The sequence below is a fragment of the Variovorax sp. PMC12 genome, from assembly GCF_003019815.1.
Taxonomy (GTDB): domain Bacteria; phylum Pseudomonadota; class Gammaproteobacteria; order Burkholderiales; family Burkholderiaceae_C; genus Variovorax.
The window spans coordinates 4,858,205-4,882,806 of sequence record NZ_CP027773.1 but is presented as its reverse complement, the minus strand read 5'-3'; the positions used below and the strand labels follow the sequence as shown (position 1 = coordinate 4,882,806).

23 protein-coding genes and 1 riboswitch are annotated in these 24,602 nt (G+C 68.5%); of the genes, 8 read left to right on the top strand and 15 right to left on the bottom strand.

The features are described from left to right. Window positions 1-2: 2 nt before the first annotated feature. Window positions 3-1,211: a tyrosine--tRNA ligase gene (gene tyrS, locus C4F17_RS22730; RefSeq protein ID WP_106936753.1), complete on the bottom strand. Its 1,209-nt coding sequence runs from the start codon at window positions 1,209-1,211 to the stop codon at window positions 3-5. A 183-nt stretch (window positions 1,212-1,394) separates the two neighbouring features. Between tyrS and C4F17_RS22725 the strand changes: the two genes are divergently transcribed. Both C4F17_RS22725 and C4F17_RS22720 read left to right on the top strand, forming a co-directional pair. Next, window positions 1,395-2,741: a M23 family metallopeptidase gene (locus C4F17_RS22725; protein ID WP_106936752.1), complete on the top strand. Its 1,347-nt coding sequence runs from the start codon at window positions 1,395-1,397 to the stop codon at window positions 2,739-2,741. A 39-nt stretch (window positions 2,742-2,780) separates the two neighbouring features. Beyond that, window positions 2,781-3,905: an anhydro-N-acetylmuramic acid kinase gene (locus C4F17_RS22720; RefSeq protein WP_106936751.1), complete on the top strand. Its 1,125-nt coding sequence runs from the start codon at window positions 2,781-2,783 to the stop codon at window positions 3,903-3,905. Between the two features lie 13 nt (window positions 3,906-3,918). Here the strand turns inward: C4F17_RS22720 and mdtD are convergent, their stop codons facing one another. The 6 genes from mdtD to C4F17_RS32855 all read right to left on the bottom strand — a co-directional run bounded on the left by mdtD (window position 3,919) and on the right by C4F17_RS32855 (window position 8,876). Next, window positions 3,919-5,343 carry a multidrug transporter subunit MdtD gene (gene mdtD / locus C4F17_RS22715; RefSeq protein WP_106936750.1) on the bottom strand — a complete coding sequence of 475 codons (1,425 nt, stop codon included), beginning with the start codon at window positions 5,341-5,343 and terminating at the stop codon, window positions 3,919-3,921. 81 nt (window positions 5,344-5,424) lie between these two features. After that, window positions 5,425-5,790 carry an iron-sulfur cluster insertion protein ErpA gene (erpA, locus tag C4F17_RS22710; protein ID WP_007827949.1) on the bottom strand — a complete coding sequence of 122 codons (366 nt, stop codon included), beginning with the start codon at window positions 5,788-5,790 and terminating at the stop codon, window positions 5,425-5,427. Window positions 5,791-5,972: 182 nt separating this feature from the next. Further along, entirely contained in the window at window positions 5,973-6,365 is a 393-nt protein-coding gene (gene rpsI / locus C4F17_RS22705) for a 30S ribosomal protein S9 (RefSeq protein ID WP_081269689.1), read from the bottom strand. A gap of 12 nt (window positions 6,366-6,377) precedes the next feature. Next, window positions 6,378-6,809, bottom strand: coding sequence for a 50S ribosomal protein L13 (rplM, locus tag C4F17_RS22700; RefSeq protein ID WP_007827946.1), 432 nt, complete (start codon window positions 6,807-6,809; stop codon window positions 6,378-6,380). A 175-nt stretch (window positions 6,810-6,984) separates the two neighbouring features. Then, on the bottom strand, window positions 6,985-8,265 hold the full coding sequence (locus C4F17_RS22695) for a S1C family serine protease (protein WP_106936749.1): 1,281 nt from the start codon (window positions 8,263-8,265) through the stop codon (window positions 6,985-6,987). Next, complete coding sequence (locus C4F17_RS32855) at window positions 8,262-8,876, bottom strand: hypothetical protein (protein WP_159053688.1); 615 nt, start codon at window positions 8,874-8,876, stop codon at window positions 8,262-8,264. The genes C4F17_RS22695 and C4F17_RS32855 overlap by 4 nt, the downstream gene beginning before the upstream one ends. 160 nt (window positions 8,877-9,036) lie before the next feature. Between C4F17_RS32855 and C4F17_RS22680 the strand changes: the two genes are divergently transcribed. Beyond that, window positions 9,037-10,008 (top strand): 23S rRNA (adenine(2030)-N(6))-methyltransferase RlmJ, encoded by a 972-nt coding sequence (locus C4F17_RS22680; RefSeq protein ID WP_106936746.1) that lies wholly within the window; start codon window positions 9,037-9,039, stop codon window positions 10,006-10,008. A gap of 10 nt (window positions 10,009-10,018) precedes the next feature. Here the strand turns inward: C4F17_RS22680 and C4F17_RS22675 are convergent, their stop codons facing one another. From C4F17_RS22675 to ahcY, 4 genes are all read right to left on the bottom strand, one after another. After that, window positions 10,019-10,633: a septal ring lytic transglycosylase RlpA family protein gene (locus C4F17_RS22675; RefSeq protein ID WP_081269708.1), complete on the bottom strand. Its 615-nt coding sequence runs from the start codon at window positions 10,631-10,633 to the stop codon at window positions 10,019-10,021. 92 nt (window positions 10,634-10,725) lie between these two features. After that, window positions 10,726-11,550, bottom strand: a complete 825-nt coding sequence (gene metF / locus C4F17_RS22670; RefSeq protein ID WP_106936745.1) for a methylenetetrahydrofolate reductase [NAD(P)H] — start codon at window positions 11,548-11,550, stop codon at window positions 10,726-10,728. Window positions 11,551-11,560: 10 nt separating this feature from the next. Next, window positions 11,561-12,337: a TlyA family RNA methyltransferase gene (locus C4F17_RS22665; protein WP_106936744.1), complete on the bottom strand. Its 777-nt coding sequence runs from the start codon at window positions 12,335-12,337 to the stop codon at window positions 11,561-11,563. 10 nt (window positions 12,338-12,347) lie between these two features. Further along, window positions 12,348-13,787 (bottom strand): adenosylhomocysteinase, encoded by a 1,440-nt coding sequence (ahcY, locus tag C4F17_RS22660; protein ID WP_106936743.1) that lies wholly within the window; start codon window positions 13,785-13,787, stop codon window positions 12,348-12,350. A gap of 67 nt (window positions 13,788-13,854) precedes the next feature. Then, window positions 13,855-13,924: riboswitch (S-adenosyl-L-homocysteine riboswitch) on the bottom strand. Window positions 13,925-14,116: 192 nt separating this feature from the next. Here ahcY and C4F17_RS22655 point away from each other — a divergent pair. From C4F17_RS22655 to C4F17_RS22640, 4 genes are all read left to right on the top strand, one after another. After that, complete coding sequence (locus C4F17_RS22655; protein ID WP_159053687.1) at window positions 14,117-16,234, top strand: hypothetical protein; 2,118 nt, start codon at window positions 14,117-14,119, stop codon at window positions 16,232-16,234. A gap of 143 nt (window positions 16,235-16,377) precedes the next feature. After that, window positions 16,378-17,022, top strand: a complete 645-nt coding sequence (locus C4F17_RS22650) for a hypothetical protein (protein ID WP_081269681.1) — start codon at window positions 16,378-16,380, stop codon at window positions 17,020-17,022. Between the two features lie 132 nt (window positions 17,023-17,154). Further along, window positions 17,155-17,658, top strand: a complete 504-nt coding sequence (phaP, locus tag C4F17_RS22645; RefSeq protein ID WP_106936741.1) for a TIGR01841 family phasin — start codon at window positions 17,155-17,157, stop codon at window positions 17,656-17,658. A 95-nt stretch (window positions 17,659-17,753) separates the two neighbouring features. Beyond that, entirely contained in the window at window positions 17,754-19,382 is a 1,629-nt protein-coding gene (locus C4F17_RS22640; protein WP_081269679.1) for a peptide chain release factor 3, read from the top strand. Window positions 19,383-19,396: 14 nt separating this feature from the next. Here C4F17_RS22640 and C4F17_RS22635 read toward each other — a convergent pair whose 3' ends face one another. From C4F17_RS22635 to C4F17_RS22625, 3 genes are all read right to left on the bottom strand, one after another. Continuing rightward, a complete protein-coding gene (locus tag C4F17_RS22635) occupies window positions 19,397-20,200 on the bottom strand; it encodes an ABC transporter permease (RefSeq protein WP_106936740.1) in 804 nt (267 codons plus the stop codon). Window positions 20,201-20,511: 311 nt separating this feature from the next. Next, window positions 20,512-21,348, bottom strand: coding sequence for an ABC transporter permease (locus tag C4F17_RS22630; RefSeq protein WP_106936739.1), 837 nt, complete (start codon window positions 21,346-21,348; stop codon window positions 20,512-20,514). A 2-nt stretch (window positions 21,349-21,350) separates the two neighbouring features. Beyond that, window positions 21,351-22,346, bottom strand: coding sequence for an ABC transporter ATP-binding protein (locus C4F17_RS22625; RefSeq protein WP_106936738.1), 996 nt, complete (start codon window positions 22,344-22,346; stop codon window positions 21,351-21,353). Between the two features lie 107 nt (window positions 22,347-22,453). Between C4F17_RS22625 and C4F17_RS22620 the strand changes: the two genes are divergently transcribed. Beyond that, window positions 22,454-23,287 carry an HAD-IIB family hydrolase gene (locus tag C4F17_RS22620; protein ID WP_106936737.1) on the top strand — a complete coding sequence of 278 codons (834 nt, stop codon included), beginning with the start codon at window positions 22,454-22,456 and terminating at the stop codon, window positions 23,285-23,287. Between the two features lie 13 nt (window positions 23,288-23,300). Here C4F17_RS22620 and C4F17_RS22615 read toward each other — a convergent pair whose 3' ends face one another. After that, window positions 23,301-24,551, bottom strand: a complete 1,251-nt coding sequence (locus tag C4F17_RS22615; RefSeq protein WP_106936736.1) for an MFS transporter — start codon at window positions 24,549-24,551, stop codon at window positions 23,301-23,303. Between the last annotated feature and the right edge of the window lie 51 nt (window positions 24,552-24,602).

Genomic DNA, 24,602 nt, shown 5'->3' with positions numbered 1-24,602 from the left:
GGTCAGCTCAGCGTCACGCGCGCGAACTTGCGCTTGCCGACCTGCACCACGTAGCTGCCCGCGGGCAGCTTCAGCGCCTTGTCGCTGACCACGGCGGAGTCGATCCGCACGCCGCCGCCGTCGATCAGGCGGTTGCCCTCCGAAGTCGACGGTGCCAGGTTGGCCTGCTTGAGCACCTGGGCGATGCCCAGCGGGGCGCCGCTCAGCGCCACTTCGGGAATCTCGTCGGGCACGCCGCCCTTGCTGCGGTTGATGAAATCCTGCTCGGCCGCCTCGGCCGCTGCCGCGCTGTGGAAGCGCGCGGTGATTTCCTTGGCCAGCGCGACCTTGGCGTCCTTCGGGTTGCGGCCGCCTTCGATCTCGGCCTTCAGCGCCGCGATCTGCTCAAGCGACTGGAAGCTCAGCAGCGTGTACCAGCGCCACATCAGGTCGTCGGAAATCGACAGCACCTTGGCGAACATGGTGTTGGCGTCCTCGCTGATGCCGATGTAGTTGTTCTTGCTCTTCGACATCTTCTCGACGCCGTCGAGGCCTTCCAGCAGCGGCATGGTCAGTATGCACTGCGGTTCCTGGCCGTATTCCTGCTGGAGGTGACGGCCGACGAGCAGGTTGAACTTCTGGTCGGTGCCGCCCAGTTCGAGGTCGCTCTTGAGCGCGACCGAGTCGTAGCCCTGCATCAGCGGGTAGAGGAACTCGTGCACCGAAATCGACTGGCCGGCCTTGAAGCGCTTGTTGAAGTCGTCGCGCTCCATCATGCGGGCGACCGTGTACTTGGCGGCCAGCTGGATCATGCCGCGCGCGCCCAGGGGGTCGCTCCACTCGGAGTTGTAGCGGATCTCGGTCTTCTCGGGGTTCAGCACCAGGCTGGCCTGCTTGTAATAAGTCTGGGCGTTGGCCTCGATCTGCTCGCGGGTGAGCGGCGGGCGGGTGTTGTTACGGCCGGAGGGGTCGCCGATGGTGCTGGTGAAGTCGCCGATCAGGAAGATCACCCGGTGGCCCAGGTCCTGCAGCTGGCGCATCTTGTTGAGCACCACGGTGTGGCCGATGTGGATGTCCGGCGCGGTCGGGTCCAGGCCCAGCTTGATGCGCAGGGGCGTCCCGGTGGCTTCGGAGCGCTGCAGCTTGCGCACCCATTCGTCCTGCGGCAGCAGCTCGTCAGCGCCCCGGAGGGATATTTCGAGCGCGCGTCCTACACTATTTGAGAGGCTCATGGATGTAACAGATTCGGCCTTTACGGGCTTTTTTGGCTGACTTTTGGGGTGCCGAAGCTATACTCAGCCCGACTTTTCAAGCGCCGGATTCTAAGCGGCGCTTTTTTCCGCACCGTCTCCTGCCGCCCTGAACGTACTGGGCCTTGCAGCACGGATTTGCAGAACCTGAGCTGGAATTCAAGTTTGATCAACGGCATTCTTGCCGCCGAGGAGCTCCTTGCTTCCCGCGTGGCCTACACATTCCGGACGTACCCCAAGCAGATCACCGCAGTCATCGCGGCTGCCCTGCTGAGCGCCGGCACCCTCGCGGTGGCATCGCTCGGCCCGGATGCATCCGACCTCCCCGTGCGCCAGATCCTGGAAGCCACGGCACCTGTTTCAGTGGCCGACCAGAGCGAAGCGCTGGAGAGCTTCAGCTTCACGCTGTTCCGCACCGACGTCACCCGCTCGAGCGACACGGCCGAGGCGCTGCTGAAGCGCCTGGGCATTTCCGACCCCGCCGCCACCGCCTTCGTGCGCGGCAGCGTCGAGGCCCGCAACGCGCTGTTCTCGCGCGCCGGCCGCACCGTGACGGCCGAGGCCACGCAGGAAAACCAGCTCAAGAAGCTCAGCGCCCGCTGGATTCCGGACGGCGACGGCGGCTTCAAGCGCTACGTGATCGAACGCACGCCGACCGGCTTTGCCGGCGTGACCGAGCGCGACACCCTCACGGCAGGCACGCGCCTGGCGAGCGGCACCATCCGCACCTCGCTGTTCGCCGCCACCGACGACTCGCGCATTCCCGACGCGGTGGCGAGCCAGCTGGCCGACATCTTCGCGGGCGACGTCGACGTGCGCAACCTGCGCAAGGGCGACCGCTTCGCCGTGGTCTACGAGACCCTGGAAGCCGACGGCCAGGCGCTGCGCAGCGGCCGCGTGCTCTCGGCCGAGTTCGAGAACAACGGCAAGATCCACCAGGCCGTCTGGTTCCAGCCCCCGGGCGCGGGCCAGAAGGGCAGCTACTACCGCCCGAACGGCGACAGCCTGCGCAAGGCCTACCTGGCGACGCCGGTCGAGTTCTCGCGCGTATCCAGCGGTTTCGCGATGCGCATGCACCCGATCCTGAACAGCTGGCGCCAGCACAACGGCATCGACTACGCCGCACCCACGGGCACTTCGGTGCGCACGGTCGGCGACGGCACGGTCGATTTCGCGGGCACGCAGAACGGCTACGGCAACATCGTCATCATCAATCACCGCAACAACCAGCAGACGGCGTACGCCCACCTGAGCCGCATCGACGTCAAGTCCGGCCAGAGCGTGAGCCAGGGCCAGACGATCGGCGCCGTGGGCATGACCGGCTGGGCCACCGGCCCGCACCTGCACTTCGAATTCCGCGTGGGCGGGGTCTACCAGAACCCGACCTCCATCGCGCAGGAAGGCGGCGCGCCGATCACCGCGGCGATGCGCCCGGCCTTCGAGCGCATCGCCGTCGGTGCCCGCACCGAGCTGGCGGCAGCCTTCTCCGTCATCCAGGCCAGCGCGGACTGAGCACGCGCGGCGGCCCTTCTTTCTTCACCTGACGCCAGGATGGCCGCCGAACTTTTCATCGGCCTGATGTCGGGCACCTCGCTCGACGGCGTCGACGGCGTGCTCGCCGAGCTTTCAGGCGGCCGCATCGCGGTGCGGTCCTACGCCACGGCCGGCTTTCCCGTGGCACTGCGCGCCGAGCTGCTCGCGCTCAACACCCCCGGCGACAACGAACTGCACCGCGCGGCGCTGGCCGGCAACGGGCTCGCGAGGGCCTATGCCGGCGTGGTCCGGCAACTGCTGGCGGACAGCGGCACCGATGCCGGCGCCGTCACCGCCATCGGCGCGCACGGGCAGACGGTCCGCCACCGGCCACTGGAGTTCGACGACGTCGGCTACACGCTCCAGATCAACAACCCCTCGCTGCTGGCCGAGCTGACCGGCATCGACGTGGTCGGCGACTTCCGCAGCCGCGACCTGGCTGCCGGCGGCCAGGGCGCGCCCCTGGTGCCGGCCTTCCACCGCGCGCTGTTCGCCCGCGCCGGCGAGCCGGTCGCGGTGCTCAACATCGGCGGCATCTCGAACCTGAGCCTGCTGCCGCCCGCCGACGCGCCCGAAGGCGCGATCGTGCTCGGCTTCGACTGCGGCCCCGGCAACGCGCTGATGGACCATTGGTGCCAGGCCCACCAGGGCCAGCCCTTCGACCGCGACGGACAGTGGGCGGCCAGCGGCCAGGTGCTGCCCGGGCTGCTCGCGCAGCTGCTGGCCGACCCCTACTTCGGCAAGGCGCCGCCCAAGAGCACGGGGCGCGACCTGTTCAATCCGGACTGGCTGGCCGCGCAACTCGGCACCACGGCCCTGCCGCCCGCCGACGTGCAGGCGACGCTGGCCGAGCTGACCGCGAGCGCCTGCGCGGCCGACCTGCGCCGCCACGGAAAAGACGCCAGGCTGCTGATCGTCTGCGGCGGCGGCGCGCTGAACGGCCACCTGCTCGCCCGCCTGCGCGCGCTGCTGCCCGGCGTCAGCGTGGAGGCATCGACCGACCACGGCCTGCCGCCACAGCAGGTCGAGGCCGCGGCCTTTGCCTGGCTGGCCCGCGCCACCGTGCGGCGCGAGCCCGGCAACCTTGCCAGCGTGACCGGCGCGCGCGGGGCGCGCGTGCTGGGCGCCATCTACCCCGCCTGACAGCGGCCGTCCGTCAGCCCTGGCCGGACACTTCCGGCTGCGCGGGGTGCGCCGCGCGCACCTCCGACGGCAGGTGCCAGAAGATGAGAGCGGACGCCACGGTGATCAGCCCCATGGTCGCGAAGGTCGCCTGGAAGGCATCGAGCGTGTGGGCGGCCGTCTCGGTGCCGAAGATGCCGTTGTAGCCCGCCAGCACCGCGCCGGCGGCGGCCACGCCCATGCTCATGGCCAGCATCTGCACCATCGACAGCAGGCTGTTGCCGCTGCTGGCCATGCTGCCGTCCAGGTCCTTCAGCGTGATGGTGTTCATGGCGGTGAACTGCAGCGAATTGACCGCGCCGAAAGCCAGCAGCTGCAGCACGTGCAGCACCATCGGCTGGCCCGGCGCCGTGAGGCCGAAGCTGGCCATGGTGCAGCCCACGAGGGCCGTGTTGACCACCAGCACCCGGCGGTAGCCGTAGCGCGTGATCAGCGGCGTGGCGAAGCGCTTCATGGCCATGCCGGCCAGCGCGATCGGCAGCATCATCAGACCGGCGCGCACCGGCGAATAGCCCATCGACACCTGCAGCAGCAGCGGCACCAGGAAAGGCATGCAGCTGCTGCCGAGCCGCGAGAACAGGTTGCCGATCAGCCCGATGCTGAGCGTCGGCACCTGGAAGAGCGAGGGCGCGAACAGCGGTTCGGGCGTGCGCGAGGCGCGCAGCCAGTAAGCGGCGATGCTGGCAAAGCCGAAGATCAGCACGACCATCACGCCGCCCTGGCGCAGGCCCACGCCGTCGAGCGAAAGCGAGATCGCCACCATGCCGAAGGCCAGCAGCGCATAGCCGACGCTGTCGAAGCGCTTCTGCACCACGCCGCGCAGGTCGGGCATGTACTTGAGCGTGGCGATGCAGCCGGCCAGCCCCACGGGCACGTTGATCAGGAAAATCCAGTGCCAGGAGGCGTACTGCACCAGCCACCCGCCCAGCGTGGGGCCCAGCAAGGGCCCTATGAGCCCCGGGATGGCCACGAAACTCATCGCCTGGAGGAACTCCCCGCGCGGCACCGTGCGCAGCAGCGACAGCCGCCCCACGGGCAGCAGCAGCGCCCCGCCGAGCCCCTGCACCACGCGCGCGGCCACCAGCTGCCCAAGGCTGTGCGACAGCGCGCAAAGCACCGAGCCGAGCGCGAACAGCACGATGGCCGAGAAGAAGATGCGGCGCGTGCCGAAGCGGTCGGCGATCCAGCCCGAGGCCGGAATCAGCATCGCCATGGTCAGCGCATAGGCCACCACCACCGACTGCATGCGCAGCGGGCTCTCGCCGAGGCTGGCCGCCATTGCCGGCAGCGCCGTGTTGATGATGGTGGCATCGAGCGTCTGCATGAAGAAGCCGACGGCGACGAGCCACAGCAGGCTCTTGCGAACGGGTTGGACGGCGGTTTCGGCCTCTGAAGTCATGGGCAAGGGGAAAGGAGCAGGAACGAAAAAGCCGCCCGGAGGCGGCTTTCTGGAGAGGGCTTGGTCAGCGGCATCCGGGCATCAGGCCGAGAAGCTCGATCCGCAGCCGCATGTGCTGGTGGCGTTGGGGTTCTTGATCACGAACTGGGCGCCTTGCAGGTCTTCCTTGTAGTCGATCTCGGCGCCGACCAGGTACTGGTAGCTCATGGCGTCGATCAGCAGCGACACACCGTTCTTGGTCATGGTGGTGTCGTCTTCGTTGGTGATCTCGTCGAAGGTGAAGCCGTACTGAAAGCCGGAGCAGCCGCCGCCTTGCACGAACACGCGCAGTTTCAGGTCGGGGTTGCCTTCTTCGGCGATCAGGTCGGCCACCTTGGCTGCCGCACTGTCGGTGAAGACGATCGGCTCGGGCATCTGGGTCTGGATGTTTTCGGCTACGGCGCTCATGGGGTAATAACTCCTGGTGGGCCGAACAGGCGGCCAATGGAACGAATGCTACTGCAATGCCGCATTTTCGGCAGGCGGACTGTGGCGTGCACCCCTATGCAAGTGGGGTCGGACGGCAATGCGCAAAGACGTCGCAACGAAAAAGCCGCCCGGAGGCGGCTTTTTGTTCGAAGCGAACAGGATCAGCGCTTGCTGAACTGCTTGCGACGACGGGCGGAGTGCAGACCGACCTTCTTACGCTCGACTTCACGTGCATCGCGCGTCACGAAGCCGGCTTGGCTCAGGACGGGCTTCAGGCTTGCGTCGTAGTCGATCAGCGCACGGGTGATGCCGTGGCGCGTGGCGCCAGCTTGACCCGATTCGCCGCCGCCGTTCACGTTGACCATCACGTCGAAAGCTTCGAGGTTGTTGGTCAGCACGAGGGGCTGCTTCGCGATCATGATCGAGGTTTCGCGGCCGAAGAACGCTTGGATGTCCTTGCCGTTGACCGTGATCTTGCCGGTGCCCTTTTTCAGAAACACGCGGGCGACGCTGGATTTGCGACGGCCGGTGCCATTGTTCCATTCACCAATCATTCTCAAGGCTCCTTACAGTTCCAGCACTTTGGGCTGTTGGGCGGTATGCGGGTGCTCAGCGCCACCGTACACCTTGAGTTTCTTGATCATTGCGTAACCGAGCGGGCCCTTGGGCAGCATGCCCTTGACAGCCTTTTCCAGGGCGCGGCCCGGGTGCTTGTTCTGCATGTCGCGGAAGTTCGTCGCCGTGATACCGCCCGGGTAGCCCGAGTGACGGTAGTACACCTTGTCGATCGACTTGGCGCCGGTGACGCGCAGTTGCGCGGCGTTGATGATGACGATGAAGTCACCGGTATCGACGTGAGGCGTGTAAATGGCCTTGTGTTTGCCGCGCAAACGGAGAGCAACTTCGCTGGCTACTCGTCCGAGGACCTTGTCGGTCGCGTCAATCACAAACCACTCGTGCGTCACGTCAGCGGGCTTGGCGCTGAACGTTTTGGTCATGAGTTTTTCTCTTGAAAAGAGGGTTTGGCGAGCCCTTTTCCACGGTCGGCGTTCCTCTGGTGGGAATCTCTTAGGTGGGTTTGAAGTCTTCGCCGCGGGGCTACAAAAACGCTGCGAAGCCCGCGATTATATGAAGAAACGGCGAAATGGCCAATTTCCGGGGTTCGGGCCGGTTTCAGCGCTGGATGCGGACCAGCTCCAGAACCTCGTTTCCGCCGGAAACGATGCCTCGCTGGTACGCGGCTTCGAAGCGGACGACGCGGCGCAACTCGGGGCTGTAGAGGGCGGCCCCGGAGAAGCGGACGCTGCCGCTGGCGAGCGGTGCGCTCATGCTGGAGGCATAGATCCAGCCTTCGTACCCGATGCTGAGCACTTGGAGCTCGACCCCGTCCACGCGTACCGAGCGCTCTCCGCCCACCGTGGCGACGAGCTCATAGCGCTGGTTTTCGCCGGCGGACGCGTAGTTCGCCTGCCAGCGCATGCCGGGCAGCAGATTGTTGCGCGCCCACCCGCCTGGCGGCGAGGACGAGTCGAACAGCCCGCCGGCCGGCGACGTGACCGACACCACTTGCCCGTCGGTCTTCTCGACCTTGCCGCCACCGTTGAAGACAATTTCGTCCCCGTTGATCCGGTCCACCCGGTAGATCACCGTCGCGCGGGTGCCTGTGAGCTTGTCGGTGCGCACGTATTCGAGCGCATCGCCGGCGCGCAGCGGTTCGTTCAGGGCGACGCTGCTGCCGGCCCCCCGGCGGGCGCTGCCCGCGGGCTCGCTGGCCCGGGCCTCCAGCATCGCCTTCGCACGCACAGGCAATTCCGCCAGGAACTCGACCGGCATCGCGAAATTCAGGCTGCCGCCGTCGCGCGCGGCAAAGGTGGTGATGCCGAGCAGGCGCCCTTCGCTGTCGAACAGGCCTCCGCCGCTCGATCCGGGAGAGATGGCCGCCGTGGTCTGCAGCAGCCGCGCCTCCGGCTCCCCGGCGCCACCACCACCGGTGCCGCCGCGCAGACCCGACAGGATGCCCTCGCTGAGCGTGTTCTCCAGCCCGCGCGGGTTGCCGATGGCATACACCCGCTGTCCGACGCGCGCGCTGCCCGCGGGCGCCAGCGCGACCGGGGGCGCCGTGAAATTGGCCACCTTGATCTGGCACAGGTCGCGCGCCGGGTCTGGAAACTCCAGCGTCGCCCCGTAGGTGACGTTGTCCTGCTTGATGACGAAGCTGCTCGCCTTGGCCAGCACGTGGCAGTTGGTGACGAGGCGCCCGGGCGCGATCACCACCGCGCTGCCGGCGCGCAGGGGCCGCTCCTGCGCGTCGAAGGTGCGAACCGCCCAGACGCTGCCCGACACCTTGCTGAACAGCACTTCCGGCTCCAGCGCGGCGGCCGCGCCCGCCGCGAGGGCCAGGCCCAGGAACGCGGATGCCGTGCGCAGCGGCACGGCCTTCACCGGGCCGCTCATGGCTTGTTCGGCAGCAAGCCGCTCAGGTCGTCCATCGAAACCCGTGTTTCGGCCTTGGGCTGCGGCGCAGGCGGGGCCACCGGAGCGGCCGGCGCCACCACCTTGACCGCAGGCGGCGGCTCAGGCACCGGCACCACGGGCGCCGGACGCGCCTCCTCGGGCGGCTTCACCGCCACGGCCTTGGGCGCCGCCGGCGGTGCCGCGGCCATCTCGGTCGTGCCGATGCGGACACCTGCCGTCGGCCCCTCGCCCGTCTGGGCGCTGCGGTCGATGCTTCGCACTTCGCCGAAAATCAGCTGGATCCAGCTCGGATAGTTGTAGCCCGCCGCCGTGCCGGCATCGACCGCCGCGCCGATCAATCCGCCGATCAGGATGTTCCCCGCCATGCCCACGTTGGCGCGCGACACGGCCTGTCCGTTGGCCGGTGCGAAGCCGGGCTGGCTGCATTCGATGTTGAGATTGGCGCTAGAGCGCCTGATCGGCACCGTGTCGCCGGAGCGCATCACCGAGTCGTTGCGGTCGTTGGTGACCAGGCATTTCGCGCCGTCGACCACCTTGCCCGTCGACGTCATGGTCTCGATCTTCACGTTCTGCGTGGTGCCGTGCGTCACCGACGCGCAGCCCGTCAGAATAGACAGAACACCCGTGCAGGCGCACAGGCCCCAAAATCGCCATCCAGCTCCTCGCATCTGCGACGCCCTCTTTTTGTAAATCGATGTTTCGGCGCGAGAGTCTAGCGTCGTCCATCCACTTTTTTCAGGCCCATTCCTCATGTTCAGTTACCGCCACGCCTTCCATGCCGGCAACCACGCCGACGTGCTCAAGCACACGGTGCTGATTGCCACGCTCGACCACCTGCTCGAAAAAGACGCGGCCCTCACGGTCGTCGACACCCACGCCGGCGCCGGCCTGTACCGCCTCGACGGCGACTACGCCGGCACCAGCGGCGAAGCCGCCGAAGGCATCCTTCGCCTTCTTTCGGGCAAGAAAGAGCCCGCCGCGCCCGCAGCAGCAGCAGCACCCGCACCCGCGGCGAAGTCGGCCGCGAAGAAGGCGGCACCCGACGCCGAAGACCCGCTGGCCGACGCCATCGCCCGCTATCTCGGCGTGATCAGCGACTTCAACCCCAAGGGCGGCGCGCGCGTCTACCCGGGTTCGCCGTTCATCATCCAGCACCTGCTGCGCGACCACGACAAGCTCAAGCTGTTCGAGTTGCACCCGACCGACTCGCGCACGCTGAGCGCCAACATCGCTCAGCTCGAAGCCGGCCGGCAGATCGCCGTGCTGCTGGAAGACGGCTTCGGCAGCGCCACCAAGTTCCTGCCGCCGCCCTCGCGCCGCGCGCTGGTGCTGATGGACCCGAGCTATGAGATGAAGACCGACTACGGCCGCGTGCTCGACTTCGCGGCCGAGGCGCTCAAGCGCTTTGCCACCGGCACCTACGCGATCTGGTATCCGATCATTCCGCGTCCCGAGGCGCACGACCTGCCGCGTCGCCTGAAGACAATGGCGACCAAGGCCGGCAAGTCGTGGCTGCATGCCACGCTGACGGTCAAGTCGAGCAAGATCACGAAGGACGCCGCATCGGGCGAAACGCAGCGCCCGGGCCTGCCGGCCAGCGGCATGTTCCTGATCAATCCGCCCTACACGCTGAAGCCGCTGCTCGCCGAAGCGCTGCCACAGCTGGCGGAACGCCTGGGGCAGGACCGCAACGCCACCTTCTCGCTCGAATCGGGCGGCTAGCCCTTTCCCGCTACTTGCGGCGGCGCTGCGGCACGATCACCTTGCGCCGCGCCGGAACCTGCACCTTGGCACGCTGCTGCGGCTCGGCCGACGCCACCGGCGCCTGCGCGTCGCCCGGCTCCACCGGCAAGCCGCCGCAGCGCATGCCGTCGTGGTCCACCACGGTCAGCGCCACCTGCTTGATGCCCAGGCCGGTCAGGCCGATGCGGTCGGCCGCGGCGCGGCTCAGGTCGATCACGCGGCCCATCGAATAGGGGCCGCGGTCGTTGATGCGCACCAGCACCTCGCTGCCGTTGACGAGGCTGCGCACGCACACGCGCGTGTTGAAGGGCAATGTCTTGTGGGCCGCGGTCATGGCGGTCATGTCGAAGCGTTCGCCGCTGGCGGTCTTGCGCTGGTGGAACTGGATGCCGTACCAGGAAGCGCCGCCGCGCTCGAAGATCTCGCGCGGGCCGTCGTCGCCGGGCACGCCGTCGTCCGGCGTCAGTTCGCCCGTGCCGGACACGGCCAGGTCATAGCGCACCGAGGGCACGCTCGACCGCGCCGCGACGCCCGGCGGCACCGCCAGCGCCCGCGGCAGGGGTTTCAGGCTGCCATCGCCTTCGGCATCGGTGGCGGGCGGCATGGCGCAGCCCACGAGTGCGCAGGTCGCGGCCACGAGGGCCGCGTGCAGCACGCTGCGCAGCGATGCTGCCGTCACCCCGACCGCGCGCCCTCTCAATCCAGGCGCTCCAGCAGAGCCAGCGTCGCGGCCGACTGGTTCATCGTGTAGAAATGCATCGCCGGCGCGCCGCCCTCGGCCAGGCGCGCGCACAGGTCCGTGACCACGTCGAGGCCGAAGGACTTGATCGACGCCGTGTCGTCGCCGAAGCCCTGCAGGCGCAGGCGGATCCAGCGCGGGATCTCGGCGCCGCAGGCGTCCGAGAAGCGCATGAGCTGCGTCGAGCTGGTGATCGGCATGATGCCCGGCACGATGGGCGTGTCGAGCCCCAGCCTGCGCGCGTCGTCGACGAAGCGGAAGTACGCCTCGGGGCTGAAGAAGTACTGCGTGATCGCCGAATCGGCGCCCGCCTTCACCTTGGCGGCAAAGGCCTGCAGGTCGGCTTCGGGCGAGCGGGCCTGCGGATGGATCTCGGGGTAGCAGGCCACCTCGATGTGGAAGTCGCGGCCGGTCTCCTCGCGGATGAAGGCGACCAGGTCGCTCGCGTACTGGAACTCGCCGCCGATGCCGTAGCCGCTCGGCAGGTCGCCGCGCAGCGCCACGAGGCGCTTGACGCCCATGGCCTTGAGCTCGGCGAGCTGCTCGCGCACCGTGGCGCGCGTGGCGCCGATGCACGAGAAGTGGCTCGCCGCGTCCACGCCCTCGGACAGGATCTCCTGCACCGCACCGAAGGTGCCCTGGTGCGTGGAGCCGCCAGCGCCGTAGGTGACCGAGCAGAACTGCGGCTTGCGCGCATACAGCAGCTGGCGCACGGCGCGCAGCTTGACCGCGCCTTCGGGCGTCTTGGTCGGGAAGAATTCGAAACTCAGCGGAAGGCGCACCTGCGTCTCCTTAGGAACCGTCCGCGTGAACAGCGCGCACGGCGTGAATGAAAAACTCGCGGTTGCCGTCGCCGCCGGCGATCGGGCTGTCGAACCACTGCAGCACGCGCAGGCCGAGGGCCTCGCAGGCGTCGCGCAGGCGCTTCTCGACCACCGCATACATGGACTCGTCGCGCACGATGCCGCCCTTGCCGACCTGGCCCGGCTGCAGTTCGAATTGCGGCTTGACCAGCATCAGCAGGCGGCCGTCGTCCGCCAGGAACTCGACCACCGCCGGCAGCACCAGCGTGAGCGAGATGAACGACAGGTCGCCCACGATCAGGTCGAAGCGCGACTCGCCCTCTTCGCCGAGGTCCTCGGGCGACAGCGCGCGCGCATTAACGCCCTCGATGGGCACCACGCGCTCGTCCTCGCGCAGCTTCGCGTGCAGCTGCCCGTGGCCGACGTCGACGCCCACCACCCTGGTGGCGCCGCGCTGCAGCAGGCAGTCGGTGAAGCCGCCGGTCGACTGGCCCACGTCGAGGCACAGCTTGCCGGCCGGATCGACGCCGCTCGCGGCCAGCGCGCCTTCGAGCTTGAGGCCGCCGCGCGACACATAGCGCGCCTCGGCCGCGTCGACCAGCTCGAGCTCGGCCGACTCGGGCACTTCGTCCTTGTTCTTGGCGACGTTGCGCCACGCGTCGCTCGTGCCCGCGTCGCGCCAGCGCATGCCGCCGGCGATGAGCCGCACGGCCTGCGAACGCGACGCGGCCAGGCCGCGCTCCACCAGCAATTGATCGGCGCGCATGCGCTGTCGATCAGTAGCGGTACGTGTCCGGCTTGTACGGACCGTTCTTGTCCACGCCGATGTAGGCGGCCTGCGCGTCGGTCAGCTCGGTGAGCATGGCGCCGACCTTCTTCAGGTGCAGGCGAGCGACCTTCTCGTCGAGGTGCTTGGGCAGCACGTAGACCTTGCCGGCCTCGTAGGCGTCGGGCTTGGTGAACAGCTCGATCTGGGCGATGGTCTGGTTCGCGAACGACGACGACATCACGAAGCTCGGGTGGCCCGTGCCGCAACCCAGGTTCACGAGGCGGCCCTTGGCCAGCAGGATGATCTTCTTGCCGTCCGGGAAGGTGATGTGGTCGACCTGCGGCTTGATTTCTTCCCACTCGTACTTCTCGATCGAAGCGACGTCGATCTCGTTGTCGAAGTGGCCGATGTTGCAGACGATGGCCTGGTCCTTCATCTTGACCATGGTGTCGTGCGTGATCACGTCCTTGTTGCCCGTGGTCGTCACGAAGATGTCGGCCTTGTCGGCGGCGTACTCCATCGTCACGACCTTGTAGCCTTCCATCGCGGCCTGCAGGGCGTTGATCGGGTCGATCTCGGTGACCCACACTTGCGCCGACAGCGCGCGCAGCGCCTGTGCCGAGCCCTTGCCCACGTCGCCGTAGCCGGCCACGCAAGCCACCTTGCCGGCGATCATCACGTCGGTCGCGCGCTTGATGCCGTCCACCAGGGACTCGCGGCAGCCGTACAGGTTGTCGAACTTGCTCTTGGTGACCGAGTCGTTCACGTTGATGGCGCGGAACAGCAGCGTGCCCTTGGCCGACATTTCGTTCAGGCGGTGCACGCCGGTGGTCGTTTCCTCGGTCACGCCGATGATCTCGGCGGACTTGCGGGTGTACCAGGTCGGATCGACAGCCAGCTTGGCCTTGATGGCGGCGTACAGGATGCGTTCTTCTTCACTGGTCGGGTTGGCCAGCACGCTCTGGTCTTTTTCGGCGCGCTGGCCCAGGTGCATCAGCAACGTGGCGTCGCCGCCGTCGTCCAGGATCATGTTCGGGCCTTCGCCCTTCGAGCCCTTGGGACCGAAGTCGAAGATGGCGTGGGTGTAGTCCCAGTAGTCCTTCAGCGACTCGCCCTTGATGGCGAACACCGGCGTGCCCTTTTCGGCGATGGCGGCGGCGGCGTGGTCCTGCGTCGAGAAGATGTTGCACGAGGCCCAGCGCACTTCGGCGCCCAGGGCTTGCAGCGTCTCGATCAGCACGGCCGTCTGGATGGTCATGTGCAGCGAGCCGGTGATGCGCGCGCCCTTGAGCGCCTGGCCCTTCGCGAACTCCTCGCGGATGGCCATCAGGCCGGGCATTTCGGTTTCCGCGATGCGGATTTCCTTGCGGCCCCAGGCAGCGAGGGACAGGTCGGCGATCGCCTGGTCGGCGGTCGAGACGGGGGTGGGCTTGAGAACAGCGCTCATGAGAACTCCAACAAAACTGGTTTGAAAGATGCCACTGCGTTCGGGGAAAAGGACTCACCGCGAGAACAGCGGGTGAGCGTGGTTGCGATGTGGATCCGAGCCTCACGCCTGGCGGCGCTGCAACGCTCCTCGGGACGGGGCATTGTAGACGGGGCGAACAGCCGCGCCAACCTCGGGGATTTGCGCGCATTTCGAGCGTCTTCTGCCCTCTTCGGCTGACATTTGCCAGCCTCAACGTTAAAGCCCCCTGTTTTTACGATTTGCTCAGGTTCGGTTCAGGAGCCAGCCGGCTCGCTGCCGGGCCCATCAGACAAAGAAGAGGGCTCAACATGAGGATGACGAGATATCTCGCGGGTTGTGGACTGGCCGCCTTGCTGGCGGCCTGCGGGGGCGGAGGCAGCGGTGGCGGTGCCACGGGCAGCGGGCTGCCGCTGGCGGGCCTGGACGGCGGCGCGCCGCAGGCGCAGGCCTCGGCCGCGCCCGAGTCCGCGCAAGTGGCGAAGGCGGCCAAGGCCGCACTGGCCGGCGCCGACGCGCGCAGCGGCACCTACCGCGTCTATGCATCCAACGGCACCCAGCAGCAACTGGCGCTCGACTTCGACGCCGGCAGCTACACGATGACGGACAACCTCGGCGCGGCCGAGTCCGGCACCTCCGCCGAAGACTTCACCGAGCCCGGCACCTACGTCTTCGCGAGCAGCCGCATCACCACGGCGGCCAACACGGCGCGCTTTCGCGTGGCGGCGGATGTGGTGGTCGGCGCGTTCCCGTTCCAAGCGGCGTACTCGAGCCCCGCGGCCTACGCCGCGCAGCCCTTCGTGGCGGCACGCGAATTCGTCAGCACCGCGGCGCTGCTGGACGGCACCTATAACCGCTTCAGCGTCACGCGCAGCCCGGGCGGCGCGCAGGACTCGACACTGCTGGCCATGCGCCTCTCTGGCAGCGGCACGGTGCTGGAGATCTGCAACGACGCGATCATCTACAAGATCGATCTCTGCCCTGCGGCCTCGAAGCGCACCTATTCGGTGGCGGCCGGCGCCGACGACACCTGGGTCGGCACCAACGTCGCCAACAGCAGCGACGTCGCCAACTTCCGCATGGCGCGAATCGGCGGCCAGAACGTCTATCTCGCGGGTGGCGTCAACCTGGCGCCGGCCGTGCAGTTCATGCGCATCGGCCTGCCCGAGTCGTCGAGTTGGCCCACCACCCGCGGTGTCGGCGCGTCGACCACGGGCAGCTGGGGCAGCAACCTGATCGACACCGCGAACTCGGTGCGCACGTCCACCGGCGCGGACGGCACCTACGGCAGCCTGACCCTGCCTGTGGGCGGCACGTTTGCGCAGCAGCCCGAAGGCATCCGGCTCGTCAACGGCAGCGGCACGAGCAAGTACTTCGCCATGCAGAACGGCCTGCTCTCGGTGCTCGTCGGCGCGCGCAACCCGAACACGCAGGGCTACCTGCAGCTCAACCTGATCGACACCGGCGCAGCGCCCGATGCGCGCAACGGCAGCTACAAGGTGTACGCCACCAACGGCACGCGGCAGACGCTGGCGCTGAACCTCGACAGCAAGCGCTACGAGATGACGGACGAAAGCGGCACCCTCGCCTCGGGCAGCTTCGCCGAGGACACGGCCGAGCCCGGCAGCTTCGTCTTCGACAGCAGCCGCATCACGAGCCCGGTGAACACGGCGCGCTTCCGGCTGGCCGCGGACACGGTGGTCGGATCGTTCCCGTTCGCGGTCGCGCAGGTCACGCCGGCGAGCTACGGCGTGCGGCCCTTCGTGGCATCGCGCGCCCTGGTGAAGACGCAGGCCGCGCTCGACGGCGTCTACAACCGGCTGGGCATCAACCTGACGGCCACCACGGGCGATTCGTCGATCACGCAGATCCAGGTTGCCAACGGCGGCACCACGCTCTACCTGTGCAACAACGCCGCGATCTACCGCATCGACACCTGCCCCTCGGCAACGCTGCTGACCTACACGGTGTCGCCCGGCGCCACCGTCGACACCTGGAACATCGTGAACGTGGCGAACCCGTCTGACCACGGCAGCTTCGCGATCGCACGGGTGGGCAACGAGAACGTCTATCTCTCGGCCGGCATCGTGCCCGCGACGCCCACCACGTCGGTGTTCCGCATCGGCCTGCCCGAACGCGCGGCCTGGCCCACGGTCACCGCGCGCGGCGGCGCCGCCAACGGCGGCTGGGGCAGCACGGCCGTCGATGCCTCGAGCTATGCGCGCACCCGGGTGCTTCCCGACGGCACGGCGGGCACGCTGAACGCCACGCTGGGCTCCATGGGGATCGTCGGCCCGATCAACATGCGCGCGGTGGGCTTCCCCAACTCGACCTTCCATTTCTCGAGCCAGAGCAGCAAGCTGTTCGCGATGGTCGGCGCACGCAGTCCGGCCACCGCCGGCGCGCTTGAAATCGGCCTGGTCGACTGACGCGCCGGCGCGTCGCCCGCTCCCGGGGCCGCATGCCGCAACGCCGGCATGCGGCCCTTGCTCATTCAGTCCTAAGTCGGCCGCCAGCAGATTCCGGCGCGGCGGCGTACATTGCCCCGACTCCCACTCCGCCGAAAGCACCCATGCAGATCTTCCTGTCCCACAACCGCCGGGCGCTGCTCGCCGCCACGGTCCTCAGCCTGGGCTTCGCCGCGCTGCCAACCGGCGCAGCCGCCCAGACTTCCGACCCCGTGCGCATCCGCGGCACCATCGTCCGCGTCGACGCGAAGACCCTCGTCGTGCAGGACCGCGGCGGCGAGGTCGTCTCGCTCGCTCGGCCGGCCGACATGCCGGTGTCGGAGGTCTACCGCATCAAGCTGTCCGACATCAAGCGCGGCAGCTTCGTCGGCACGGCCGCCATGCCGCAGGCCGACGGTACGCAGAAGGCGATCGAAGTGGTGGTGTTCCCCGAGGCCGCGCGCGGCACCGGCGAAGGCCACCGCCCCTGGGACCTGCTGCCCGAGAGCACCATGACCAACGCCACCGTCGCCGACCTGGCCGCGGCGCCGAAGTCGGTGCGCGGCGGCCAGCAGATGCGGCTGACCTACAAGGGCGGCGAGAAGACCGTCATCGTGCCGCCCGACGTGCCGGTGGTCACTTTCCGCCCCGGCACCGACGCGCTGCTGGTGCCCGGCGCCAAGGTGATGGTGAACGCGCAGGAAAAGAACGGCACGCCCACGGCGCTGCGCGTGACCGCAGGCCGCAACGGCTTCGCGCCTCCGATGTAATCCATCCAAGGGAAATCCCGCAGGCATTTTTTTCGTGGCGGCATGCCGGTGCGGCGTATCGTGGCGATGGACTTTTGCCGTCCGGCCGGTCCTCGCCATCCATCCGTTCACCGTCACAGGAGATTCCGCACCATGGCCACAGCCAAGAAAGCCGCCGCCAAGAAGACCACCACCAGCAGCAGCAGCGACAGCACCGCCAGCGCGAAGAAGGCGGCGCCGACTGCCGCGGACATGCTCAATCCGCTGAAGGGCATGGCCGACCGGCTGCAGGACCTCAACCTGACCGGTGGCGCCGGCAAGCTGCTGGAAAGCGGCCGCAAGGACCTGGCGGCCCTGATGCAGGCCAACGAGAAGTCCTACCAGGGCCTGCAGACCGTGGTGCAGCGGCAGACCGAGATGATCAAGCACGCCATCACCGAATGGCAGACCGCCGCCAAGGAAATGCCGGGCAAGGGTGCGAAGGAAAACCTCGCCAGGCTCGACGAGCTCGGGCGCCAGTCGTTCCAGCGCGCCATCGACGACATCAAGGAGCTGGCCAACCTTGCCGCCAAGTCGCAGGCCGACGCGTTCGACGTGGTGCGCCAGCGCATCCAGTCCAACGTGGACGAGGTCACGAAGATGCTGCAGCGCAAGTAAGGAAGCACCGGCGTTCGCGGGCGCTTTGCGCCGGCCGGCGGGCGGAAATCCCCGGCCTTCTAAAATCGCGGCATTCCCCTGCCCGATTGCCCACCTTGTCTTTTGTTGCCGAAACCCGCCGCCGTCGCACCTTCGCGATCATTTCCCACCCTGACGCCGGCAAGACCACGCTGACCGAGAAGCTGCTGCTTTTCTCGGGCGCGATCCAGATCGCCGGCTCGGTGAAGGCGCGCAAGGCCTCGCGCCACGCCACCTCCGACTGGATGGAAATCGAAAAGCAGCGCGGCATCTCGGTGGCCTCGTCGGTCATGCAGATGCTGTACCGCGACCACGTCATCAACCTGCTCGACACGCCCGGCCACAAGGACTTCTCGGAAGACACCTACCGCGTGCTCACCGCCGTCGACTCGGCGCTGATGGTGATCGACGCGGCCAACGGCGTGGAAGCGCAGACGCGGCGGCTGATCGAGGTCTGCCGCCAGCGCGACACGCCCATCATCACCTTCGTCAACAAGATGGACCGCGAAGTGCGCGAGCCGCTGGACATCCTGGACGAGGTGGAGCGCGAACTCGGCATGCCCTGCGTGCCCATGACCTGGCCCGTGGGCCAGGGCAAGACTTTCCGCGGGATCATGAACCTGCGCACGCAGGCCATGACGGTGTTCGAGTCGGGCAGCGAGCGGCTGCCGCAGGACTTCGAGACCATTCCGCTGAGCGAGCGCGACACGCTCGCCAAGCGCTTCGGCGCCGACTTCGAGACCGCCATGGAAAGCATGGAGCTGGCCACCGGCGCATCGCCCACCTGGGACCGCGAAGCCTTCCTGGCCGGCAAGCAGACGCCTGTTTTCTTCGGCTCCGGCGTGAACAACTTCGGCGTGATGGAAGTGCTCGACGCGCTGGTCGACCTGGCGCCTTCGCCGCAGTCGCGCACCAGCACCACCATGGTCAACCGCCAGCCGGTGGTGAAAGAGATCCAGCCCGAGGACAAGGACTTCGCGGGCGTTGTCTTCAAGGTGCAGGCCAACATGGACGCCAACCACCGCGACCGCATCGCCTTCGTGCGCATGGCCTCGGGCAAGTACACGCCGGGCATGAAGCTCAAGGTGCAGCGCACCGCCAAGGAACTGCGCCCCACCAGCGTCGTGACCTTCATGAGCCAGCGCCGCGAGGCGGTCGAAGAGGCCTATGCCGGTGACATCGTGGGCTTCACCACCCACGGCGGCGTGCAGCTGGGCGACACCATCACCGACGGCGCGAGCCTGCAGTTCACCGGCCTGCCCTTCTTCGCGCCCGAGCTGTTCATGACCGTGATCCTGAAGAACCCGCTGCGTACCAAGCAGCTCCAGCAGGGCCTGGCCCAGCTCGGCGAAGAGGGAGCCATCCAGGTGTTCCGCCCCGAGATCGGCGGCCCGATGCTGCTGGGCGCCGTCGGCCAGCTGCAGTTCGAAGTGGTGCAGCACCGCCTCAAGGCCGAGTACGACGCCGACGTGCGGCTCGAAGGCTGCCAGTACACCGGCGCGCGCTGGATCACCGCCGACACCCCGGCCGAGCTGCGCGAGTTCGTCAATGCCTATCCGCAGCGCATGGCCAAGGACGCGGCGGACACGCTGGCGTTTTTGTGCACCTCGCCTTACGACGTGCGGCTGGCGCAGGAGCGCTTTCCGAAGATCCACTTCCATCCGCTGCGCGAGCATGCGGGGTTGGCGCTGCAGAGCGCGGGCTGAGCGCCCGGACGGGATCAGCTCCCGGTAGAAGCATAGTGGCGCAACCCGAAGCGCCACACGCCGAAAGCCGCCGCGAGGAACACGAAGCCCGCGAGCGGCGACACGAGCCCCATCCACGCGGGCGCCCCGAGCGGATCGGGCTTGCCCAGGATCGCCAGCGCCGGGTAGTACGCCACGCAGGCGAGCGGCACGATGAATGTCAGCACGCGCCGGAACCACTGCGCATACAGCGCCAGCGGATATTGCGCCGCCTGTACGCCGCCGTAGGTCAGCACGTTGGCGATCTCCAGGCTTTCGACGGTCCAGAACGACAGCGTGCCCTGCAGCACCAGGATGCCGAGGAACAGCGCCGCGCCGCCGGCCAGCGCGAAGAGCGCGATGCCCACGGCGCCCGGCGTCCACGCGATGCCGGCCTGCACCGTCGCGAACACGAGCACCAGAATGCCTTGCAGCAGCCGGCCCGCGCGGCTGATGCGGAAGTCGTGCCCCATCAGTTGCAGCGCCACGGGGCGCGGGCGCAGCAGCAGACGGTCGAAGGCGCCGGTGCGCAGGAACTCGGTGCCGAGCGTGTCGAAGCCGCGCCCCAGCGCGTCGGCCACGGCGAACATGCAGTTCACGAGCCCGTAGAACAGCGCCACTTCGCCCAGCTGCCAGCCCTGCACTTCACCGAAGCGATGGAACAGTGCCCACACTGCGATGACCTCGATGCCGGTGCCCAGGAACTGTCCCGTGGTCAGCATCAGCGCGGAGGCTGGATAGCGTGCCTGGCCGCTGAGGGAGGCTGCGATGAGCCTCATGAGGAGGCGGAGCGATCCCATTTGTTCAGTGGCTCCGAATTGTTTTGCGTGTGCTGTGGGTGCGTGCACAGGCCACCGGGTAGCTCCCTCCGCGAATGTCCCCCGCCCTTCGGGCTCCTCCTTTATTTCGCTGCGGGAGCCACCCGGCGCCCTGCGCACAGTGGACGCTGCCGTCGTGCTCGCCGATCAACCAGTGCTCTGAACGATCACGCCGGCTGGGTGCTCTGCGCAGCGAAATAAAGGAGGAGGCCGCAGGCCGGGGGACATTCGCGGAGCAGAGCACCCAGCCGGCGTGATTGCGCCCCGAAAGCATCGAACACACAGTCAAGAACTCAACCACCCTGCACCTCCAGCCGCCGCATCGTCCGCTGCATCGCCACGCGGCCGAACACGACCAGCGCCACGATCCAGAACGACTGCAGCACTAGCCCAGCCATGGCCTGCCAGCCGCTCATCAGCCCGAAGTAGATCCGCGCGGGAATGTCGACCACGCCCGCGAACGGCTGCAGCAGCAGCGCCGTCTGCCATGCGTCGGGCAACAGCACCAGCGGCAGCAGGTTTCCAGAGAACACGATGACCACCGGCCCCGCCAGCGCGTTGATGCCACGCTCGTTGAGCGCCGCGGTCGCCGCGATGTTGAGCAGCATGACCATCGACGTGGACAACAGCAGCGCCAGCACCGCTGACGCCAGAAATGCCACCGCGGCCGAAAAACTCGCCGGCGGCTGCCAGGCCCAGTCGCCCAGCCCGGCCAGCGGCAGCGCGATGCCAGCGAAGGCCGCCATCATCGCCACGCGCGGCAACACGCGCGCCGCGATCCAGCCCGCGCTGCGCGCGAACCACAGGGCGTAGGCATCGACAGGCCGAAGGCGGTCGTAGGCCACAGCGCCGGTGCGCACGGCCTGGGCCACCTCAGGGTCGCCGAGCCACGGCACCAGCACCAGCAAGCCCTGCGAGAGCCAGCTGTAGGTGATCGCCTGCGTCAACGACATCGGCGTGCCGGCCATCGACGCGCCGCTGTAGAAGGCGGCCAGCACCATCACCTTGATGCCGCCCCACCAGCACTGCGTGCCGAAACCCGCGAGCGCGGCCGTGCGGTACTGCAGCATCTGCAGGAAACGCGAAGCGAACGCCGCGACATAAGGGCGCGTGAGTTCGCGCAGGGCCATCGTCACGCTTCGGCCGCTCCGTGCATCGCGTAGAAGCGTGCGATGACGGCCTCGATGGCCAGGCCCTCCAGGCGGATGTCTTCCACCGCATGCACGGCCGCGATGCGGGCGATCAGCGCGGGCGCCGTCGTCACCGCCGGGTCGAAGTCCAGCACCAGCGTCTGGCCGTCGCGCGAATGCACCCTGGCGCCTTCCACCTGCGCGGGCAGCGCCGCGTCCTGCGCAAAGTCGACCACCAGCCGGCGCTCGGCCATCACCTGCGCGCGCAGCGCTTCCACCGGACTGTCGGCCAGCACGCGGCCGTGGCCGATGATGATCACGCGCTGCGCCAGCGCCTCGATGTCGTGCATGTCGTGCGTGGTCAGCAGCACGGTGGTGCCGCGCTCCCGGTTGGCGCGGCGCACGAAGTCGCGCACCGCCAGCTTCGACGGCGCGTCGAGCCCGATGGTCGGTTCGTCGAGGAACAGGATGTCGGGTTCGTGCAGCAACGCCGCCGCGATTTCCGCGCGCATGCGCTGGCCGAGCGACAGCTGCCGCACCGGCTGGTCGAGCACGCGCTCCAGGTGCAGCAGCGCGACCAGCTCGTCGCGCGTGCGGCGGTAGCGCACGGGGTCGACCCGGTAGATGTCGCGCAGCAGGTCGAAGCCGTCGCCCACCGGCAGGTCCCACCACAGTTGCGTGCGCTGGCCGAAGACCACGCCGATGCGCCCCACGTGCCGCTCGCGGTCGGCGAAGGGGTCGCGCCCGTCGATCTCCACGCGCCCGCCGTCGGCCCGCAGGATGCCCGCAAGGATCTTGATGGTGGTCGACTTGCCCGCGCCGTTGGGCCCGATGAAGCCCAGCAGCTCGCCGCGCTCGAGCGAGAACGACACGCCCGACAACGCCTCCACCGTGCGATGGCGGCGGTGCACGAGCCCGCGCAGCGCGCCCATCACGCCGGGGTCGCGCTCGGAGATGCGGTAGGTCTTGAGGAGGTTGTCGACGAGGATGTGGGGCATGAAGGGCGCCGCACCGGGCTCGATGCGCGGCGGGGGCGGGATGCTACACGAAAAGCGCCGCTACGATCACGCCTCCTCTCATCCTCATCTGCCCCCTCCTGCACGCCATGCCAGCGCCGTCTTCACTGCCCGTTTTGCCGAACCACCTGATGCCTCTGACACGTTGGGAGGCATCCGCGCGCGGCGCGCTGACGGGCGTGTTCACGGACATCGACGACACGCTGACCAGCGAGGGCGCGATCACGCCGGACGCCCTTGAGGCGCTGGCCGACCTCAAGGCCGCGGGCCTCGCGGTGGTTGCCATCACGGGCCGGCCGGTGGGCTGGAGCCTGCCCTTCGTCAATGCCTGGCCGGTGGATGCCATCGTGGCCGAGAACGGCGCGGTGGCGCTGCTGCCGGCCGCGGGCGGCGAAGTCGAGAAGCGCTACCAGCAGGACGCAGCCACGCGCGCCGCCAACTTCGCGCGGATGCAGGCCGTGCTGGCGCGCATCGAGCGCGAGATACCCGGCGCCGCGCGCGCCACCGACTCGCCGGGCCGCGAGACCGACATCGCCATCGACCACAGCGAGTTCGTCCAGCTCGACGACGCCACCGTGGCGCGGGTGGTGGCGCTGATGCGCGGCGAAGGCATGCACGCCACCGTGAGCAGCATCCACATCAACGGCTGGTACGGCGACAACGACAAGCTCGAAGGCGCGCGCTGGATCGTGCGCGAGCTGTGGAGCCGCACGCTCGACGACGAGATGGACCGCTGGGCCTACGTGGGCGACTCCACCAACGACCAGCTGATGTTCCGCACCTTCGCGCACAGCATCGGGGTGGCGAATGTGGCGCGCTTCGTGCCGCAGCTGGCGCACCTGCCGCGCTACGTGACGCAGGGAGAGCGCGGCACGGGGTTTGCCGAGGCGGCGCGCGCCGTGCTGGCCGCGCGCCGCGCATAGCCGACGCCGGGGCTCAGGCGCCGGGCGCCTTCCGCAGCACCGCCCAGTAATTCCATGCGCCGAAGGCGGCAATCAGCAGCAGCACGGCGGCATAGCCTTCCACCGTCGCCAGCAGGCCGAGCGGCTTGACGAGAAAGCCCGCCAGCATCGCCGGCAGGCTGAACGCGAGATAGCTCACCACGAAGATGGCCGCGAACAGTTCGCCGCGCTCATGCGGCTGCGCCAGCGGCGCCAGCGCCTGCACCAGCGCCGAGAACGCGCCGCCGAAGCCCACGCCCGCCACGGCGGTGCCGACGAAGAACAGAGCGAGCGAGCCCGTGGCCAGCGACGCGAGCAGCAGCACCAGCCCAGCCGCGATGCTGGCCATGCCGACGATGGCGGGCCGCGGCGCGGCAAGGCGGCCCAGCAGCGTTGGCGCGATGGCGCCGACACCCGACAGCACCGCCACCGTGAGCCCGTTGACCACGCCGTTGTCGACGTCGAAGACATGCAGCATCAGCGACGGCGCCAGCGAAAGAAACAGCCCGCCGAGCGCCCACACCACGACGAACACCGGCAGGCCGCGCGCGAACTCGGCGCGCGCGCGCGCCGGGATCGACACGCGCGGCACCAGCGAGGCCCAGGCACCGGGGCGGCGCGTCACCGTCTCGGGCATCCACAGCACCACTGCCGCGCCGAGCGCGAACACCGCTGCCAGCACGCCGAACACCAGCGCCACGGGCTGGAGCGAGAACTTCACCGCCACGCCCGTCAGCAGCGCGCCGAGCGCAAGGCCGGCCATCGGCGACACGCTGGTGATCAGCGCGCCCAGCCGCTTGCGCGATGCCGGTGCGGCCTCGACCACCGCCGCGCTCAGCGCGCCGCTCGCAACGCCCGTGGCCACGCCCTGCACCACCCGCGCGACGATCAGGCCGCCGATGCTCTGCGCCAGCAGGAAGAGCCCCATCGCCACGGCCTGCAGCGCCAGCGCTCCGAGCACCACCGGCCGCCGTCCGATGTGGTCGGACAGCGAGCCCGCCACCAGCAGCGAGATCAGCAGCGCGATGGCATAGATCGCGAAGGCCACGGTGAGCAACGACGACGAGAAATGCCAGGCGTGCTGGAACACCACGAACAGCGGCGATGGCGCCGCGGCCGCAAAGAAGAAGGCGAACAGCACGGCGGCCAGCAACGGGAACGCCACGCTCGCAGGTAGCCGCCGGGGCTTGGCGCGGGCGGCGATGTCGGCGGTGGCGGCTGCGAGTTCGGGGCAGGTGGACGGCATGTCGAATCCTTAATGCAACTTTTTTTGCTTTTGTGATTCTAGACCTGTGAA

Bases quoted from the DNA above. Each gene is read 5' to 3' on its own strand.
- tyrS (WP_106936753.1), bottom strand. From the start codon at position 1,211: ATGAGCCTCTCAAATAGTGTAGGACGCGCGCTCGAAATATCCCTCCGG.
- C4F17_RS22720 (WP_106936751.1), top strand. From the start codon at position 2,781: ATGGCCGCCGAACTTTTCATCGGCCTGATGTCGGGCACCTCGCTCGAC.
- mdtD (WP_106936750.1), bottom strand. From the start codon at position 5,343: ATGACTTCAGAGGCCGAAACCGCCGTCCAACCCGTTCGCAAGAGCCTG.
- erpA (WP_007827949.1), bottom strand. From the start codon at position 5,790: ATGAGCGCCGTAGCCGAAAACATCCAGACCCAGATGCCCGAGCCGATC.
- rpsI (WP_081269689.1), bottom strand. From the start codon at position 6,365: ATGATTGGTGAATGGAACAATGGCACCGGCCGTCGCAAATCCAGCGTC.
- rplM (WP_007827946.1), bottom strand. From the start codon at position 6,809: ATGACCAAAACGTTCAGCGCCAAGCCCGCTGACGTGACGCACGAGTGG.
- C4F17_RS22695 (WP_106936749.1), bottom strand. From the start codon at position 8,265: ATGAGCGGCCCGGTGAAGGCCGTGCCGCTGCGCACGGCATCCGCGTTC.
- C4F17_RS22680 (WP_106936746.1), top strand. From the start codon at position 9,037: ATGTTCAGTTACCGCCACGCCTTCCATGCCGGCAACCACGCCGACGTG.
- C4F17_RS22675 (WP_081269708.1), bottom strand. From the start codon at position 10,633: ATGCCGCCCGCCACCGATGCCGAAGGCGATGGCAGCCTGAAACCCCTG.
- C4F17_RS22665 (WP_106936744.1), bottom strand. From the start codon at position 12,337: ATGCGCGCCGATCAATTGCTGGTGGAGCGCGGCCTGGCCGCGTCGCGT.
- ahcY (WP_106936743.1), bottom strand. From the start codon at position 13,787: ATGAGCGCTGTTCTCAAGCCCACCCCCGTCTCGACCGCCGACCAGGCG.
- C4F17_RS22655 (WP_159053687.1), top strand. From the start codon at position 14,117: ATGAGGATGACGAGATATCTCGCGGGTTGTGGACTGGCCGCCTTGCTG.
- C4F17_RS22650 (WP_081269681.1), top strand. From the start codon at position 16,378: ATGCAGATCTTCCTGTCCCACAACCGCCGGGCGCTGCTCGCCGCCACG.
- phaP (WP_106936741.1), top strand. From the start codon at position 17,155: ATGGCCACAGCCAAGAAAGCCGCCGCCAAGAAGACCACCACCAGCAGC.
- C4F17_RS22635 (WP_106936740.1), bottom strand. From the start codon at position 20,200: ATGGGATCGCTCCGCCTCCTCATGAGGCTCATCGCAGCCTCCCTCAGC.
- C4F17_RS22630 (WP_106936739.1), bottom strand. From the start codon at position 21,348: ATGGCCCTGCGCGAACTCACGCGCCCTTATGTCGCGGCGTTCGCTTCG.
- C4F17_RS22625 (WP_106936738.1), bottom strand. From the start codon at position 22,346: ATGCCCCACATCCTCGTCGACAACCTCCTCAAGACCTACCGCATCTCC.
- C4F17_RS22620 (WP_106936737.1), top strand. From the start codon at position 22,454: ATGCCAGCGCCGTCTTCACTGCCCGTTTTGCCGAACCACCTGATGCCT.
- C4F17_RS22615 (WP_106936736.1), bottom strand. From the start codon at position 24,551: ATGCCGTCCACCTGCCCCGAACTCGCAGCCGCCACCGCCGACATCGCC.